The sequence below is a fragment of the Streptomyces sp. NPDC046261 genome (assembly GCF_040646235.1).
Taxonomy (GTDB): Bacteria; Actinomycetota; Actinomycetes; order Streptomycetales; family Streptomycetaceae; genus Streptomyces.
This window is the reverse complement of sequence record NZ_JBEYZU010000014.1, coordinates 1-17,120: the sequence shown is the minus strand read 5'-3', so window position 1 is coordinate 17,120 and position 17,120 is coordinate 1. Positions and strand designations below refer to the sequence as shown.

At 71.5% G+C, this 17,120-nt stretch carries 11 protein-coding genes; 6 read left to right on the top strand and 5 right to left on the bottom strand.

Annotation, left to right across the window (positions count from 1 at the left end):
• Nucleotides 1-78: 78 nt before the first annotated feature.
• Nucleotides 79-663 (bottom strand): NAD(P)H-dependent oxidoreductase, encoded by a 585-nt coding sequence (locus ABZ956_RS22530; protein ID WP_361896456.1) that lies wholly within the window; start codon nt 661-663, stop codon nt 79-81.
• A 32-nt stretch (nt 664-695) separates the two neighbouring features.
• Nucleotides 696-1,292, bottom strand: a complete 597-nt coding sequence (locus tag ABZ956_RS22525; RefSeq protein WP_361896454.1) for a TetR/AcrR family transcriptional regulator — start codon at nt 1,290-1,292, stop codon at nt 696-698.
• Nucleotides 1,293-1,364: 72 nt separating this feature from the next.
• On the opposite strand from ABZ956_RS22525, the gene ABZ956_RS22520 reads away from it, so the two are divergent.
• The gene (locus ABZ956_RS22520; RefSeq protein ID WP_361896451.1) at nt 1,365-1,874 is read left to right on the top strand and encodes a pyridoxamine 5'-phosphate oxidase family protein; all 510 of its coding nucleotides are present in this window, start codon (nt 1,365-1,367) and stop codon (nt 1,872-1,874) included.
• Nucleotides 1,875-1,896: 22 nt separating this feature from the next.
• Here ABZ956_RS22520 and ABZ956_RS22515 read toward each other — a convergent pair whose 3' ends face one another.
• The gene (locus ABZ956_RS22515) at nt 1,897-3,060 is read right to left on the bottom strand and encodes a methyltransferase (RefSeq protein WP_361896448.1); all 1,164 of its coding nucleotides are present in this window, start codon (nt 3,058-3,060) and stop codon (nt 1,897-1,899) included.
• Nucleotides 3,061-3,238: 178 nt separating this feature from the next.
• Between ABZ956_RS22515 and ABZ956_RS22510 the strand changes: the two genes are divergently transcribed.
• From ABZ956_RS22510 to glgX, 5 genes are read left to right on the top strand one after another with little or no spacing between them, the layout of a single operon-like run.
• A complete protein-coding gene (locus ABZ956_RS22510) occupies nt 3,239-4,309 on the top strand; it encodes a gluconate 2-dehydrogenase subunit 3 family protein (RefSeq protein WP_361896445.1) in 1,071 nt (356 codons plus the stop codon).
• A 9-nt stretch (nt 4,310-4,318) separates the two neighbouring features.
• Nucleotides 4,319-6,139, top strand: a complete 1,821-nt coding sequence (locus ABZ956_RS22505; protein ID WP_361896443.1) for a GMC family oxidoreductase — start codon at nt 4,319-4,321, stop codon at nt 6,137-6,139.
• The gene (locus tag ABZ956_RS22500) at nt 6,140-7,270 is read left to right on the top strand and encodes a cupin domain-containing protein (RefSeq protein WP_361896440.1); all 1,131 of its coding nucleotides are present in this window, start codon (nt 6,140-6,142) and stop codon (nt 7,268-7,270) included.
• 9 nt (nt 7,271-7,279) lie between these two features.
• Nucleotides 7,280-8,533 (top strand): hypothetical protein, encoded by a 1,254-nt coding sequence (locus ABZ956_RS22495; protein WP_361896437.1) that lies wholly within the window; start codon nt 7,280-7,282, stop codon nt 8,531-8,533.
• Nucleotides 8,534-8,549: 16 nt separating this feature from the next.
• Nucleotides 8,550-10,646 carry a glycogen debranching protein GlgX gene (gene glgX, locus ABZ956_RS22490; RefSeq protein WP_361896435.1) on the top strand — a complete coding sequence of 699 codons (2,097 nt, stop codon included), beginning with the start codon at nt 8,550-8,552 and terminating at the stop codon, nt 10,644-10,646.
• On the opposite strand, the gene ABZ956_RS22485 is transcribed toward glgX, so the two are convergent.
• Both ABZ956_RS22485 and ABZ956_RS22480 read right to left on the bottom strand, forming a co-directional pair.
• The gene (locus tag ABZ956_RS22485) at nt 10,615-11,391 is read right to left on the bottom strand and encodes an alpha/beta fold hydrolase (RefSeq protein ID WP_361896432.1); all 777 of its coding nucleotides are present in this window, start codon (nt 11,389-11,391) and stop codon (nt 10,615-10,617) included. The genes glgX and ABZ956_RS22485 overlap by 32 nt on opposite strands.
• 23 nt (nt 11,392-11,414) lie before the next feature.
• Nucleotides 11,415-17,045: a MupA/Atu3671 family FMN-dependent luciferase-like monooxygenase gene (locus tag ABZ956_RS22480; RefSeq protein WP_361896429.1), complete on the bottom strand. Its 5,631-nt coding sequence runs from the start codon at nt 17,043-17,045 to the stop codon at nt 11,415-11,417.
• Nucleotides 17,046-17,120 lie beyond the last annotated feature (75 nt).

Below are 17,120 nucleotides of genomic sequence, written 5' to 3'. Positions count from 1 at the left end.
CGGCCGCCGGACAACGGCGGGGGCGGCACCCGAACATGCGGCCCCCGCCCCTGCCGGACGCCTGGAGGCGGCGTCGGCTCACTCGGTCCCGGCGGTGCGGACGGCCTCGCCGAGAGCGGCGAGCAGGCCGGTGAGGGCGGTGCGCAGCTCCTCGCCCACGGGGAGGCCGTCCTCGCCGAGCGCGGTGTGGGCCTGCGCCACGCACAGCTCGTCGCCGACGACCCGGGCGCCGCAGGCCTTGAGCACCTTGGTCAGGTCGGCGTGGGCCCGGCGGCCGCCGAAGTTGCCGGGGCTGGCGCCGATGACCGCCGCCGCCTTGCCCGTGAGCACCGAGCGGCCGTAGGGGCGGGAGGCCCAGTCGAGGGCGTTCTTGAGCTGGCCGGGCAGGGAGCGGTTGTACTCCGGCGTGGCGAACAGCAGGGCGTCGGCGCCGGCGAAGGCGGCGAGCATCGCGGAGACGCCCGCGCCCGGCTCGGCCTCGTCGTCCTCGCTGAAGGGCGGGACCGCGGCCAGCCCGTCCCACAGCTCCAGCTTCACCGCGGCGCCGCCCAGCGCGCCGGCCGCGCGCAGGAGGGCGCTGTTGACGGAGTCGGCGCGCAGGCTGCCGGATATGGCCAGGACGCGGAGGGGTTCGGTGCCGGCGGGCACGTCGATGGTGTTCATGAAAAGGAAGACTCCAAAGTTTCAGCGGTGGTTCAGTCCCGGCGCAACAGGGTGTCGATGACCGAGTCCAGATACGCGGCCTGCTCGGCGGCGGGCGGAAGCGCGCCGGGCACCGCGTGGCCCAGCTGGGTGTGGCCCAGGTAGGCGGTGTAGCCCAGCACGCCGCGGCGGCGGGCCTCGTCGGGCGGGAAGCCGAGCTCGGCGAAGAGCCCGGCGAGGTAGCCGATGCGGCGCTCCGTCACCCGGCGCAGTACGGCGGCGACTTGGGGGTGTGCGGAGGTGGCGAGCAGGGAGAGCTCGAGCGGGTCCCGGGCCGCCGCCGCGGTCGCTTCGGCGAAGAGCCTGCGCAGCCGCCGCAGCGGGTCGGGTTCGGGGGCGAGGGCGTTGATCATGTCCTCGGTGCAGACTTCTTCCCAGCGGCGCAGCGCGGCCTCGACGAGCGCCTCGCGGTTGGTGAAGTGCCAGTAGAAGCTGCCTTTCGTGGTCCCCAGCCGGGCGGCGAGCGGCTCGACGGCGACTGCGGCGAGGCCGCCTTCGCCGATGGCCGTCAGGGCGGCGTCCGCCCAGTCCCGCGCGCTCAGCCGCTGCCGTCCACCGCTCCGCGGCCTGCCCTCTCGCCGTTGCACCATGGCCGTACGCTACCGTACGGTAAACATACGCAAGCGTATGGAGAGTTCGCGTTCGAGGAAAAGGAATGCCGCATGACCACCGATCAGTCCGGCCCTTCCGCGCAGACGCTGTTCACAGCCGCCCTGCGGCTCGCGCGGGCGAACCCCAACGGCTTTCTGACCACCCACGACGGCCTGCGCCCGCACACCCGCCTGGTCGAGCACGTCGGCGTCGACGACGACGGCTCGGTCTGGATCGGCACGAGCCCGCGCTCCCGCAAGGCGGCCCACGTCGCGGAGCGGCCGCAGGTGACCTACGCGATCGAGGACCGTGCCGCCGGCGCCTATGTCGTCCTGTGCGGGCAGGCCCACGTCGAGGACGGCCTGCACGAACGCCTCACCCACTGGAAGGACGCCTTCGCCGCGTTCTTCCCCGAGGGGCCGGACGGGGACGACTACGTCGTGCTGCGGCTGCGCCCGGAGCGCATAGAGCTGATGGACTTCAGCCACCGCATCCACCCCGCCCCCTTCGGCCTGGTGCCCGCGGTCATCGAGCGGCGCGCCGGCCAGTGGGAGCGGACGGAAGCCGACCGCCGGGCCTGACCGGCGCCCCCGGCGCGGTGGTTCAGCGCTTGACGGCCCGCAGGATGACGAACTTCGGGTCGCTGGCGACGACCTCGCAGTTGCCGAAGAGGCGGCGCAGCTTGACGTGGTAGCCCAGGTGGCGGTTGCCGATGACCCACAGTTCGCCGCCGGGGCGCAGCGCCCTGCGGGAGCCGGTGAACATGCGCCAGGCCGTGGTGTCGGTCGTCGCCTGGTGGCTGTGGAACGGCGGGTTGTTCAGGACCAGGTCGACCGACTGCGGGGGCACGGCCGCCAGGCCGTCGCCGACCTGGAACTCCGCCGTGGTCCCCGGTCCGGCGTTCTCCCTGAACGTGGCTTCCGCCGAGGCCACCGCCTGGTAGGACTCGTCGATGAAGAGCACCTCGGCCCGGGGGTTGGCCAGCGCGGCCGCCGTGCCGACGACGCCGTTGCCGCAGCCCAGGTCGACGATGCGCTCGGGCTCGGCGTGCCGGGGAAGCCGTGGCAGGAAGAAGCGGGTGCCGATGTCCAGGCGCTCGGCGCAGAAGGTGCCGGCGTGGTTGGTGACGGTGCGCCCGGAGATCACGCCGATCCCGTCCGGCAGGGCGTAGCGGTGCGGCCACGGGTTGGCGGGCCGCTGGATGCCGGGGTCGGGGGTGCAGAAGATCAGCCGTGCCTTCTTCACCGCCAGGGAGGTGCGGGTCGGCCCCACGAGGCGCTCGAACAGCTTCAGCGTCGAGGTGTGGATCTCGGTGACCCGGCCCGTGCCGACGACGAGGGTGCCCTCGTGGAGGCGGGGCGCGAGCCGGTGCAGCTGGTCCTCCAGCAGCGCCAGGCTCTTGGGCACCCTGATCAGCAGCACGTCGATGCGGTCCGGGGGCGTGTCCCTGGTGGACAGCAGCCGCACGGAGTCGGCGGCGAGGCCGTTGCGCGCCAGGTTCGCCCGGGTCGCCTCCTGGGTGAGGAAGGAGTCGGTGATCTGGACGGGCCGGTGCCGGGCGAGCGCGGTGACGAGGGCGCCCCACCGGTCCCCCACCACGGCCACGGTGCCGGCCGGCTCCGGCAGACCGGTCGGCTCCCCGTCGCTTCCGTGGAGGTGCCGCAGCAGGTATTCGTCGGCGGCGTCCCAGGCGCGCAGGGGGTCGCGGGGGTCCTCGGGGAAGCGGGCGAGATCGAACTCGCCCCATGGCGTCGTGAAGCTGTTCATTATGGCCTCAGGCTATCGGAGGCCCGCCCGCGCCGGAGAATCACCGGCCCCTCGAAAAACCCCGGAGCACAGGCGCAGCGCTGGTTGTGCCGGCCGTGGACAAAGCACCGGCCCGGCAATACTTTCATTGACGTCTCCGCATGGATGGCTCCAGATCGACCGAGTTCGGGGGAATGCGGTGAAGGTCGAGATCATCGAAAGGGACGATCAGTACGTCCTGAACCACTGCACGAAATACCTCGCGCGGGACGGGGACGCCCCGCGCCACGACTTCGGCCAGTACGCGCCCGGGGACCCCCGGGCGGCCATCTGTGAGGCCTGGCGTTTCCCGGTGGTCGACACGCACTGGGACGGGGTCTCGGCGGCGAGCTCGTATCCGTTCAACGACGTGACGTTCGTGCACGACGGCCGGGCAGCGGCGCCCTCCACCGTGACCGTCACCGGCACGTTCGGCCCGCTGCACTCGCCCGTACCGCTGCGGCCCCTGTCGTTCGCGGGTGAGCCGACCGGATTCCGGGCGGTCACCGTGCGGGTCCCCAAGGGGCAGGTGCACACCTACAAGTTCGCGGTCGACGGGACGTATGTTCTGGACGCCGTCAATCCGCAGCGCACCGTCCTCGACAACGGCGAGAGCTGGTCGCGCTTCTTCACCGACGCCTGTGCCGTGCCGCTCGTCCTGAACCGGGCCGAGCGGGAACTGCTGGGCCGGCTCGTCGCACATCTGCTGCCGTTCCGTCTCGAGGAGAACCGCCGTTTCATCCGCGGGGTGTACGAATCCCTCGACCGGTCCCGGCGGAGTGCGGAATTCCCACTCGCCTATCAGCTCGACGACGAGGTCGGCACGGTCAATTACATCGACAAACTCCTCGCCCGCCAGGAGCAGCACCACGCCGACGACTACCGCGTCTGCCTGAGCATCGTCGGCGACCTGCTGCGGGCCCGCTCCGGCGGGCTGGACCCGGCGACGGTGGCGCCGGAGGCGTACGCGGAGCTGTACGGGCAGATGGAGACCGAGAAGGTCGACGGCTGGGACCACTCCCGTTACCGAAGCCCGCGCCATTTCCTGCTGCTCCTGCGCCGGCACGCGATGACCGGCGCGTTCGTCCACCCCCGGCACGGCGGCAACTCGGGTGCCGCGGGCTGGATGTACCTGGAGAACCGCTTCCGGGACGGCCGTGGGGAGACGCTCTTCGACTGGCGGCGCGCGCTGGAATCACCGCTGGGGCACAACACCGACTACCGCGGCTAGGGGGACGCCATGGCGGAGGGAACGGGGCCGCTGGAGCCCGCGGACATCGTCGTCATCGGCAGCGGGGCCGGCGGCGCCCCGGTGGCCCACACGCTCGTACGGGCCGGGCACCGGGTGGTGATGCTGGAGAAGGGCCCGCTGCTGCGCACCCAGGCGCAGAGCCCGCAGGGGCTGAGCGACTTCAAGCGCGACGAGTCCTTCGCCACGGGTGCCGAGAAGCGCATCACGGTGCCGGGCGTCGCCAATACGGGCGAGGCGTACTTCTCCAGCCACGTCGAGCCCGACCTCAACGACGAGCCGCACGTCTACCGCGACAGCGACGGCGCCGATCGCGTCACCATCGAGGGCTACACCGCCCAGGTGGTGGGCGGCGGCACCCAGCTCTACGGGGGTGTCTCGCCCCGCTTCACCCCGGACGACCTGCGGCTGCGCAGCTTCAACGAGGGCCGCGGCGACCTGCGTGACGACCCGGGCCGTGACGTGCTGCGCGAGGCCCGCGACTGGCCCGTCGACTACGCGGCCCTGGAGCCGTACTACACGACGGCGGAGCGGCTGATCGGTGTCAACGGCACGTGGGAGGGCCAGGCGAAGACGCCCTCGGCCGACCACTACCAGCCGCCGCTGGAACCGAACCCGATCAGCGCGTACGCCGCCGCCGGCATGGACGCCCTGGGCATGCGCCGCTACCGCACCCCGCTCGCGGTGATCACCCGCGATCACGCGCCCAGCGGCCGTACCGTGCCGCGGGACGAGGAGAGCATCAAGACGGCGTTCGTCAACCGCTACGGCGACCCGCTGGGGCTGAAGTCGAACACCTGGGTCTCGCTCCTGGCGCCGCTCGGCGCCGACGGCGGCGGTGCCGGCGGCGGCTTCGACCTGCGGGCCAACTGCACGGTCACCCACCTGGAAGCCGAGGGTTCCAAGGTGACCCGGGTCCACTACCGCGACCCGGCGGGCCGCCCCCGCGCGCTGGCCGCGCGGACCGTCGTCGTCGCCTGCTCCGCGATCGAATCGGTGCGGCTGCTGCGGCTGTCCGCGCTGCTGGATTCCGCCTTCGAGCGCCGTATCAACGGCAACGGGCTGCTCGGCGCGTACTTCCTGACCCACTGCTTCGGCGGCGCCCAGTGCGTGGTGCCGGAGCGGGCCGACAAATCCCGCACCCTGGACTCCGACTGGGCCACCGACCACTGCGCACGCGCGGAGTGGATCAGGGAACAGGGGCTGTGGGCGGGCGGCGTCATCTACAACAACACCTCCGACGGCGCCCTGCCGCTGTCCCTGGCCCGCACCTGGCACGCGATGGACATGGACAACATCTGGAAGGGATACCTCTACGACACCTCGCTGGTCGGCAATGGCTTCGAGGACTATCTGGAGACGAGCTTCGGCCGCCGCCTGTCGGTGGCGTTCATGGCCAACCAGGTGCCCCAGCGCGGCAACCGGATCGAGCTCCACCCCACCGTGAAGGACAAGTGGGGCCGTCCGGCCGCCTACATCGTCAAGACCTGGCACCCGCACGACCGGGCGCTCATGGACACCCTCGCCGAGCAGTGCCGGCGCATCCTGGCCGCCGGCGGGCGGACCAGTGACATCAGCGCGGGCTCCGTCGGCCATTCGGTGGTGCGCATCGCCAACCACGTCCTGGGCGGGGCCCGCTTCGGGTCCGATCCCGCGGACTCGGTGCTCGACCCGGACTGCCGGGCCTGGAACTTCGACAACCTCTACGTCACCGACGGCTCGTTCATGCCGACGTCCGGCAGCGCCAACCCCACGCTGACCATCGAGGCGAACGCGTTCCGCGTCGCCGGCACGCTGCTCGGGAGGCTGTGAATGGACACCCGGTTCGACGAGATCTTCACCCACCCCGAGAACGAGATCTTCCGGGTGGTGTTCTACCCCGACCGGATCTACCACGCCCGCTACCTCAGCGCGACCCGCTCCTCCCGCTACCGCTACTACGTCTCCGAGGTGCGCAACAGCGCCGACGGCACCGCCATCAAGGGCGACGTCTTCCTGGGCGGCACCCGGCTGTGCTCGATGCTGCGCATCGAATACGCGGGCATCCGGCTCGTCGAGCAGGCCCGGGAGTTCGGCCGCCGGCTCGGACCGCGCGTGAAAGCCTGGGTCCGGCTCGTCGGGGACGGCCCGGACCGGGCCGGCGAGGCCGTCGTCACTCTGCACTGGGACCCGGTCATCGGCGCGTACGCCGCGGAGATCTGGGAAACGCTGGAGCCGCCCGCCGGCTCGGCCCACGACCACCGTGTGCTGCCCCTGATGGGCCGGGACGCGCCCATCACCCGCGTGCCGCGGTTGTCGCCGCTGCTGGGCGGGGCCCGCAAGGTGCTGCTGGCCTTCCGCGAGGACGGGGTGCTCTACCCCACGGGCCAGAACATCGGCGACGCGCAGTGGGACAACGCCTACCTCCGCTCCCACCAGGAGCCCCGTACACCGGAGCCCAGTTCGGCGCTGAACACGGTCGAGGACAAGAACTACCTGCTGGACTTCCAGCGCGGCTACTTCATCCCCGACGCGGCCGACGTGCTGCCCGTCAACTACCGCAACGCGATGACCGACCCCGGCGACCCGGAGCGCTTCGAGGACAACGTCATCCAGATGCGCTGGCTCTTCCAGCGCGAACTCGGCAGCGAGCTGGTCTTCTTCCACGAGGTGACCGTCCCGCCCGGCACGGTCGAGGGCACGCACCGCCACATCGGCTCCGAGGAGCTCTACTACATCGTCTCCGGCACCGGCATCGCCTACATGAGCGACGGCGACGACCCGGCCACCGACTCCTACCCCCTGGTCGACCGGCAGGTCTTCGGCGTGGGCCCGGTCAAGTGCCGGGAGTTGCCCGTCAAACCGGGCAGCGTCATCCTCACCAAAAGCGGCGGCGTGCACGGCATCCGCAATCCGTCCGGCGAGCCGCTGAAATTCGTCGCCTTCCTCTACCACACCACGTGAGGCGGTCCGATGCCCAAGATCGTGCACAGTGACTCGGTCTTCCGCGTCGATCCCGGGAAGCCGCCGGACTACACCGCGGACAACCCGCTGCTGCGGCTGCTGGGCCTGGTGGAGCGCTCCCGGCTCGCCGCCGAGCGCGAGCACTACGAGTCCCTGTCGCTGCAGTACCTCTTCCCGCACCGCTGGCTCGAGCTGTACGGGCCGAGCGGCGGCGACGCCGACCAGCTCGACCCCGAACTCCAGGACGTCAAGACCGACTTCCAGAAGCAGAACGTCCGCGACTTCCGCCTCGCCGACACCCGGGCCGTCCGCGGCTGGGCGGCCGCCGGCGACCGGCGCGTGCCGTTCCTGCAGCTGAGCTACCGCGGCGGCCCCGACTCCGCGCTGTGGCGGGCGGCCGGGCAGCTCGGCGACACCATCGGCTGCGTCGTCTCGGTCCGGGGCGGGCCCCCGGTGACGCTGCGGGCCCCCTACGACGAGGAGAGCGACTTCTACACCGTCGAGCTGTGGGGCCACGACGGCGGCGGCCTGCGCGAGCTGCTCGGCGACCGGGGCCGTGCCGCCCTGGACTCCGGGCTGCTGCAGCCCCGCCCCGACCTCGTCCCCGGCGGCGCCGACGACTTCGCCCGCGACCGCCTCACGGAACGGGACCTGCGCGAGGTCTCCCCCGGCCACACCCTGCACCCCGTCCTGCCCCTCCACCTCGACGTGCGCTGGACCGCCGGCGGCGACGGTTCGGGCGCGGCCGACCCGGACCGGGGCGTGACCCGGCTCGGCTTCGAGATGCGCGTCCGCGGCTGGGACGCCTACCTGAGCGTCGGTACGAGCCCCAACCCGCACGGCGGCGTGGGCTTCCTCGAATACCGCACCCTGTTCAGCGACTACGGCCGCTGGGCGGGCAGCGGCGACCTCCCCCGCGTCCTGGAGCCGTACAACCTGGACGCCCACGGCTCCAAGGGCCACCGCAGTGGCGACACCGAGCCGTTCCTGGCGGTCACCTACATGGACCTGCACGTCCTCGACCCCGCCTGCGGCATCGGCCTGCACCGGCACCGCGACAACCAGGAAGTCTTCCTGATGCTGGAGGGCGACGCGCTGATGGTCATCGGCGACTGGGCCGACTCCGGAACCCGCACGCGCTCCTTCGAGATCCGCCGGCTCCCCGCGGGCCACCTCGCACTGCTCAAGGGCGGCAACCTGCACGGCCTGATGAACCCGGCCGACCAGCGCGCCTCCCTGTTCATGTTCGGCGGCTACGACTGACAGGGAAGGGCCCGAGATGACCGACACCCGGCCAGGAGACCCCTACCGCCTCGGCGCGACCTGGGACGGCCACGGCACCAACTTCGCCGTGTACTCCTCGGCCGGGGCCTACGGCGGCCACGTCACGCTCTGCCTGCTCGACGAGGACGGCCACGAGAGCCGGCTCGCGATGTCCGCCGACTGCGACATCTGGCACCTCTACGTGCCGGGCGTGGGCCCGGGGCGGCGCTACGGCTTCCGGGCCACCGGCCCCCACGACCCCGGGCGCGGCCTGCTGTTCTCCCCCGGCACCCTGCTCCTCGACCCCTACGCCAGGATCATGCGGCCGCTGGGCCCCCGCACGGCCGCCTGCCTGGTCGCCGACACGGCCTTCGACTGGGGCGACGACCGCGGCCCGGGCACGCACTGGTCACGGACCGTGCTGTACGAGACCCACGTCAAAGGGATCAGCGCCACCCACCCCGGCGTACCGCCCGCGCTGCGCGGCACCTACGCCGGGCTCGCCCACCCCGCCGTCCTCGGCCACCTCACGGACCTCGGCGTCACCGCCGTCGAACTGCTGCCGGTGCACCAGCACCTCTCCGAACCCTCCCTGCTCGCCCGGGGCCTGACCAACTACTGGGGCTATTCGACGATCGGCTTCTTCGCCCCGCACGCCGCCTACAGCGCGTCGGGCGACCGCGGCGGACAGATCACCGAGTTCAAGCGGATGGTCGCGGCCCTGCACGCCGCGGGCATCGAGGTCATCCTCGACGTCGTCTACAACCACACGGCGGAGGGCGGCCCGGCGGACCCCGCCCTGAGCTTCCGCGGCCTCGCCAACGAGACCTACTACCGGCTCGACCCGGCCGACCGCTCCCGCTACATCGACACCACCGGCACCCGCAACACCCTCGACGTCGGCCGCCCCGAAGTACTGCGCCTGATCCTCGACTCGCTGCGCTACTGGGTGACGGAGATGCACGTCGACGGCTTCCGCTTCGACCTGGCCGCCACCCTCGCCCGCCAGTACGGGTACGTGGACCGGCTCGCCGCGTTCTTCCACCTCCTGCACCAGGACCCCGTCCTGAACCGGACCAAGCTCATCGCCGAACCCTGGGACGTCGGCGCCCCCGACAGCTACCAGGTGGGCCGGTTCCCGGCCGGCTGGGCCGAGTGGAACGACCGCTGCCGCGACACCCTGCGCGACTTCTGGCGGGGCCGGCCCGCCGTGGCCGACCTGGCGCGCAGGCTCACCGGCTCCGCCGACCTCTACGCCGTCGGACGCCGCGGCCCCGACGCCTCCGTCAACTTCGTCACCTGCCACGACGGCAAGACCCTCACCGACCTGGTGACGTACGAGCGCAAGTACAACCACGCCAACGGCGAGGACAACCGCGACGGCACCAACGACGACCGCGCCGCCAACCACGGCGTGGAAGGCCCCACCGACGACCCCGCCGTCACCGCGCTGCGCGAGCGCCAGCGCCGCAACCTCCTCGCCACCCTCCTGCTGTCGCAGGGCGTGACGATGCTCTGCGGCGGCGACGAGATCGGACGCACCCAGGGCGGCAACAACAACGCCTACTGCCAGGACAACGCCACCAGCTGGTACGACTGGAAGAGCGCACGGCCGGAGCTCACCGCCTTCGTACGCCGCGTCGTGGCCCTGCAGCGCGACCACCCGGCGCTGCGCCGCCGCACGTTCCTGACCGGGGCGGGAGAGCCGCCCGGGTTGCCGGACATCGCCTGGTTCGACCACGAGGGCCGCCCGATGACGACCGGGCGCTGGGAGGACCCCTCGACCCGCTTCCTCGGCTTCCTCCTGGCCGGGGACCGGGTCGACCCCCTGACGCCCGAGGGCGCGCCGCAGCGTGACGACGACATCCTCGTCCTGCTCAACGCGGGCGACGACCCGGCGGAGTTCACCGTGCCGGGCCGGCCCGGGGCGGTCTACCGCGTCGTCGTGGACACGACGGCCCCCGACGGCGCCCCGGCGGCGGGCGCCGGGGCGAAGACCGGCGACCGCTGCGTGGTGCCGGCGCGCACGGTGCTCGTGGCGACCGCCCCGCTGCCGGCAGCGGAAGGCGTCACGGAGGGATTCACAGCACTCTTTCCCGCAGATGGCGGGTGATCTCCCCGCTCAGCCTCTCCAGGCACGCGTCGGGGTAGAAGTGGCCACCGGGGAACTCGCTGACCCCGAGGAACTCACGCGTCGCGTCGCTCCAGGTCGCTGCGGACCGGGCGTCGACCGCCTTGTCGTCCGTGCCGACCAGGGCCGCGACGGGGGTCGACAGCCTGGCGAGGCGCGTGGGCCGGTAGTCCTCGAGAAGGCGGTAGTCCGCGCGGATGGCGGGCATCACCAGCCCCAGCAGTTCCTCGTCCGCCAGGATCTCCGGGGCCATGCCGCCCAGTTCGGTGAGATGGGCGATCAGCGCCGCGTCCCCCTGCCGGCTCAGGTCCGAGAGCTTCGCGGCGTGCGGTGCCATCCGGGCGGAAGCGAAGAGGATCGCGGGCGGCGACCCCATGAGCCCCTCCATCACGCGGGCCGTCTCGTAGGCGACCGCCGACCCGAGGCTGTGCCCGAAGAAGGCCATCGGCCGGTCTGCCAGCGGCTGCAGCGCCGCGGCGACCGACTCGGCCATGGTGCGCATGTCCGTCACCGGCGGGTCCCCCAGCCGGTCCTGCCGGCCGGGGTACTGCACGGCCACGACGTCGACCTCGGACGGGATGTGCCGCGGCCACGCCTGGTAATAGCCGGCCGCTCCCCCGGCGTGGGGGAAGCAAACCAGCCGGGCCCGGGAACCGGGCCGGTTGCTGAGGAACCTCAGCCAGCGGTTCCGGGCGGGGCCGGACCCGGCAGTCGGGTGATTCGACACGGAGAACACCTTCACTCGTCGCCTTACCGCAGGTACTGATTGACGGTCGTGCAGATCTCGGCCAGGGGGACGGGACGCATCATGTCGATGTGCACGCAGTCGATCTCGTGCCGGCTGACGCTCCCGTCGACGTACGGCGCCCAGTCCCCCGCGGTCACCACGGTCTCCTCGCCCTCCCGGGCGGCGACGAAGGCGAGCACGTCGCCGCGGAACACGGCGGGCTTGTACCCCCTGGACAGGGTCGCGCTGTCGAGCATGAACCGCAGGACGGAGACGGCGGTGCGGACGTCCATGTGGCGGAACCACTCGTCATGCTCGACGAGGATCTCCGCGGCCTCCGGCAGGTCCATGGCCGCGGCATCGTCGAAGACGTGCCCGCGGGAGCGCAGCAGCCCGACCACGGCCGCCCGCTCGTCCACCGAGGCGGGGGCGGACGTCTGCTCGCTGGGGCTGGCGTCGAGCAACGCCAGCAGGGACACCTCCGCGCCCTGCTCCTGCAGGCGCGTGGCCACGGCGTGCGCCACGAGGCCGCCGAACGACCAGCCCAGCAGGCGGTACGGCCCCTCCTTCTGGACGGACCGGATGTGCCGGACGTAGTCGTCCGCCATCTCCGCGAGGTCCCGCGGCGGCTCCCCCTCCCCGCACACCTGCCCGGCCTGCAGCCCGTAGATCGGCACCTCCTGCGGAATGTGCCGGAGCAGGCCCGCGTAGGGCCAGCTCAGGCCCGTGCCGGGGTGAACGCAGAACAGCGGCTCCGCGGTTCCGCTCTCCCGCAGCGGCAACAGCGGCTTCAGCGAGTCCTGTGCCTTCTCGCCCGTCAGGTGTTCGGCGAGGCCCGCCACCGTCGGCGCTTCGAACAGCACCCGGATGCCCAGCTCGACGCTCAGCACGGAACGGATGCGGCTGATGAGGCGGGTGGCGAGGAGGGAGTGCCCGCCGAGCTCGAAGAAGCTGACGTCGACGCCCACGGTTTCCAGGCCGAGGACCTCGGCGAAGAGACCGCAGAGGACCTCTTCCTGCGGGGTACGGGGCTTGCGGCCGGTGGTGAGGGTTGCGTAGTCGGGTGCGGGCAGGGCCTTGCGGTCGAGTTTTCCGTTGGGGGTGAGGGGGAGGGCGTCGAGGGTGAGGATGGTGCTGGGGACCATGTAGTCGGGCAGGTGCCCGGCTATGGCTGCGCGGAGGGTGTCCGGGGAGAGGGTCGCGTTGTCGGTGAGTGTGTCGGTGGGGACGACGTAGGCGACGAGTCGTTTGTCGCCGGGGCGGTCCTCGCGGACGACGGCGGCGGCGTGGGCGATATTGGGCTGTGCGGCGAGTGCGGCCTCGATCTCGCCGAGTTCGATGCGGAAGCCGCGGATCTTGACCTGGTCGTCGGCACGACCGAGGTATTCGAGGGTGCCGTCGGTGCGGTGGCGCACGACGTCGCCGGTGCGGTACATGCGGGCACCGGTGCCGGTGGTGTCGAAGGGGTCGGCCACGAATCGTTCCGCTGTGAGGGCGGGGCGGTTGAGGTAACCGCGGGCCAGTCCCGCGCCGGCGATATAGAGCTCGCCGGGGGTGCCGGGCGGTACGGGCTCCAGGCGGTCGTCCAGGACGTACGTCCGTGTGTTGGCGATGGCACGCCCCAGCGGGACCGGTCCCGCCACGTCCCCCACCTCGTGGGTCGCCGACCAGATCGTGGTCTCCGTCGGCCCGTACATGTTGACGAGCCGGGCATCCGGCAGCTCGGACCGCAGAAGTCCGGCCAGCGACGACGGCAGCGCCTCACCGCCCACGGCGAGGGTCCGCAGTGAGCCCAGACCTGCCAGATTCCGCTCGTCCTGCGCGATCATCTGCATCAGCGACGGCGTCGACTGCATCAACGTCGGCGCATACCGCTCGACAACGCCCGCCAGCGACAGGTCCTCCTCCCCTCCGACCCGTTGCACATGCAGATCGCGGGCCGCCGCCAGGCTCGACAGGTGCTCCAGGACCATGTCGTCCGGAAGGCCGAAGTCGATCAGGCACGCCACTTCGTCGACACCGGCCGCACTCAGCCCCTCGAGGAACGGCTGCACCGACTCGACGGTTCCGAAGAGCGCACTGCTCTCGAAGTACCGGTCGAAGGCGAAGGACAGCAGCGTGTCCCGGTCGGCATCGGTGATGCTCGACGGGTCGAACGGCAGGTTCAGGCTCTTGGCGAGGTTCATCAGCAGCCCGACCGATGACCTCAGGTAGGCCGTGAACGGCTCACGCACCTGTTCCCGGACCGCCTCGCGGTCCTCACCGATAAACGTGTGCACCATCAGCGTCACCACACCCGCATCGGGGTCGTGGCCGTGGTCCGCGCGCGCCTGCCGGTACAGCCGGACGTTGGCGGCGACCTGCTCGACCGACTGGCCCAGCAGGTGCGTCAGGACGTTGGCGCCCATCGCGCCCGCACGGGCGAACGCCTCGCCGCCGCCGGTCGTCGTGATCCACGTCGGCAGCTCCCGCTGGACGGGCGCCGGGAAGACCTTGACCTCGATCTCGGCACCCGATCCGGCCCGGACCTTCCGCGATCCCCCTCGCCACAGGTCCTGGACGACCTGCATCGCCTCGAAGGTGTACTGCTTGCGCTGCTCGTACCGGTCCGGGTAGAAGGCGAAGTCGTCGGCGTGCCAGCCCGAGGCGAACGCCACGCCGACCCGGCCACCAGACAGGTTGTCCACCAGCGACCATTCCTCCGCCACCCGGATGGGGTCGTGCAGGGGCAGGACGACGCTGCCCGCCCGGATCTTGACCCGCTCGGTCGCCGTGGCCAGCGCCGCGCTCATCACGGAGGGGTTGGGGTAGAGCCCGCCGAACTCGTGGAAGTGCCGTTCGGGGGTCCACACCGCCTCGAACCCGTGACGGTCGGCGAAGCGGGCCCCTTCGAGCACCAGCCGGTACTTGTCACCGGCGGTGGCCGTCTCGGCGCTCGCGAAGTAGAACAGGCTCACGTCGCACGGCTTGACCGCCCGCTCGGACGCCAGGGCCCCGGCGCCTTCCTTGACCAGGGCACGGTCCTGCATCAGCACGACGCGGGCTCCGCGGACGAGCGTCCAGAGCAGCTCCAGGACGGAGATGTCGAAAGCGACGCTGGTGACGGCCAGGAGCGTGTCGTCCGGACCGCAGCCCACCCGCTCGTCGACACCGGCGAAGAAGTTGACGATGCCGCTGTGGGGGACGACCACGCCCTTGGGGCGGCCGGTGGAGCCGGAGGTGTAGATGATGTAGGCGGGGTGGTCGGGGCGCAGGGTCGTCCGGGCCGGGTTGTCGTCGGCGTCGCCCGTCTCGTCAGTACCGAGGACGATCACGGGAGTCGTGGTGGATCCGACGATGGGGCGCGTCTGTGTGTCGGTGATGACGCAGGTGGGGTTTGCGTCGGCGAGCATGTAGGCGATGCGGTCGGCGGGGTAGTCGGGGTCGACGGGCAGGTAGGCCGCGCCGGCCTTGAGGACCGCCAGGAGCGAGACGATCAGCTCGGTCGAGCGGGGCAGGGCGATCGCGACGATCTGCTCGGGGCCCGTGCCCTGGCTGATGAGGCGATGGGCCAGCCGGTTGGCGCGGGCGTTGAGTTCCGCGTACGTGAGGCCGGTGCCCTCGAAGACCACGGCGGTGGCATCGGGCGTACGGGCCGCCTGCTGCTCGAACAGCTCGGGGATCGTGGTCTGCGGTACGTCGCGGCCGGTGTCGTTCCAGTCGGTCAGAAGCTGGTGCCGCTCGTGGTCGGAGAGGATCTCCACCTGCCCGATGGGCAGGCCGGGGTCGGCGACGACGGCTTCGAGCAGCCGGACCAGGCGACGCGACAGCACCTCCACGGTCGGGCGGTCGAACAGGTCCGTGGCGTAATCGACGGTGCCATCCATGCCTGCGGGGCCGCCATCGGCAGTGAAACGTTCCGTCAGGGTGAAGCCGACGTCGAACTTCGCGGCCGGCGGCCCCAGCGGTTCCATGCCGACACTGATCCCGGGGAGCTCGAGCCCGGCCTGCGTCTGGTTCTGCAGGGTCAGCATGACCTGGAAGAGGGGGTGGCGGGCCAGGGAACGGACGGGGTTGAGGAGCTCCACGAGCCGTTCGAAGGGCAGGTCCTGGTGCGCGTAGGCGGCGAGGTCGGTCTCGCGGACGCGCTTCAGGAGTTCCGTGAAGGTGGGGTCGCCGGTGGTGTCGGTGCGCAGGACGAGGGTGTTGACGAAGAAGCCGACAAGATCGTCGAGGGCGTCGTCGGTCCGCCCGGCGATGGGCGAGCCGATGGGGACGTCCTCGCCGGCGCCGAGGCGGGTGAGCAGGGCCGCGAGGGCGGCCTGCATCACCATGAACACACTCGTGCCCTGCACACGGGCCAGTTCGACGATCCGTGCGTGCAACTGCGCGTCCAGCGTCAGTGGCACCGAACCACCCTGGTGCGAGGCGATGGCGGGACGCGCCCGGTCGAAGGGCAGCGCCAGCTCCTCGGGAACACCGGCGAGCGCTTCCTGCCAGAAGGCCACCTGACCGGTGATGACGCTCTCGGGGTCGTCCTCGTCGCCGAGGAGCTGACGCTGCCAGAGGGTGTAGTCCGCGTACTGCACCGGCAGCGGAGCCCATGACGGGGCGCGGCCCCCGCTGCGCGCGGTGTAGGCGGTGGACAGGTCCTTGGCCAGCGGCGCCATTGACCAGCCGTCGCCGGCGATGTGGTGCATGACGAGCAGCAGTACGTGCTCGTCCGGAGCGCTGGTGAACAACCATGCCCGCAGCGGCAGATCGACGGCCAGATCGAACCGGCAACCGGCGCTCTTCTCCATGACCGCCGCCAGCGCCTCCTCGCCGGGGGCGTCGACCGTGACGAGCGTCAGCGACTCGACTGCCTCGTCCGGGCTCAGGATGTGCTGGTGGGGTTGTCCGTCGGTGTCTTCGGGGAAGACGGTGCGCAGGCTTTCGTGGCGGGTGATGACGTCGTGGAGGGCTGTGCGCAGTGCCTGCTCGTCGAGGGTGCCGGTGAGGCGGACGGCGAGGGGCATGTTGTAGGTGGCGTTGGGCCCTTCGAGGCGGCTGATGAACCACAGCCGGCGCTGCGCGAACGACAACGGCAACCGCTCAGGCCGTACAGTCGGGGCGAGTTCGGGGCGTATGGGTGTGCTGTCGGAGAGCTGGTCGGCCAGGCCCGCGACGGTGGGGGTTTCGAAGAGGGCGCGGATGCCGAGTTCGGTACCGAGGGTGGAGCGCACGCGGCTGATGAGGCGGGTGGCGAGGAGGGAGTGGCCTCCGAGGTCGAAGAAGCTGTCGTCGATGCCGACGCTGTCCAGGCCGAGGACTTCGGCGAAGAGGCCGCAGAGGGTTTCTTCGCGGGGGTTGCGTGGTGCGCGGGCGGTGCTGAGGCGGGCGTAGTCGGGTGCGGGCAGGGCCCTGCGGTCCAGTTTCCCGTTCGTGGTCAGCGGCAACGCGTCCAGCACGATCACCGCAGCCGGAACCATGTAGTCCGGGAGCCGGTCGGTCACCGCCGCGTTCAGCGTCTGCGGTTCCAGGGTGGTGCCGCTGTCCGGGACGACGTAGGCGACCAGGCGTTTGTCGCCCGGCTGGTCTTCGCGGACGATGACGGCGGCGTGAGCGACGTGCGGCTGTGCGGCGAGGAGGGATTCGATTTCGCCGAGTTCGATGCGGAACCCACGGATCTTCACCTGATCATCCGCACGCCCCAGAAACTCCAGCTCCCCCGAAACCGACCACCGCACCACATCCCCGGTCCGGTACAT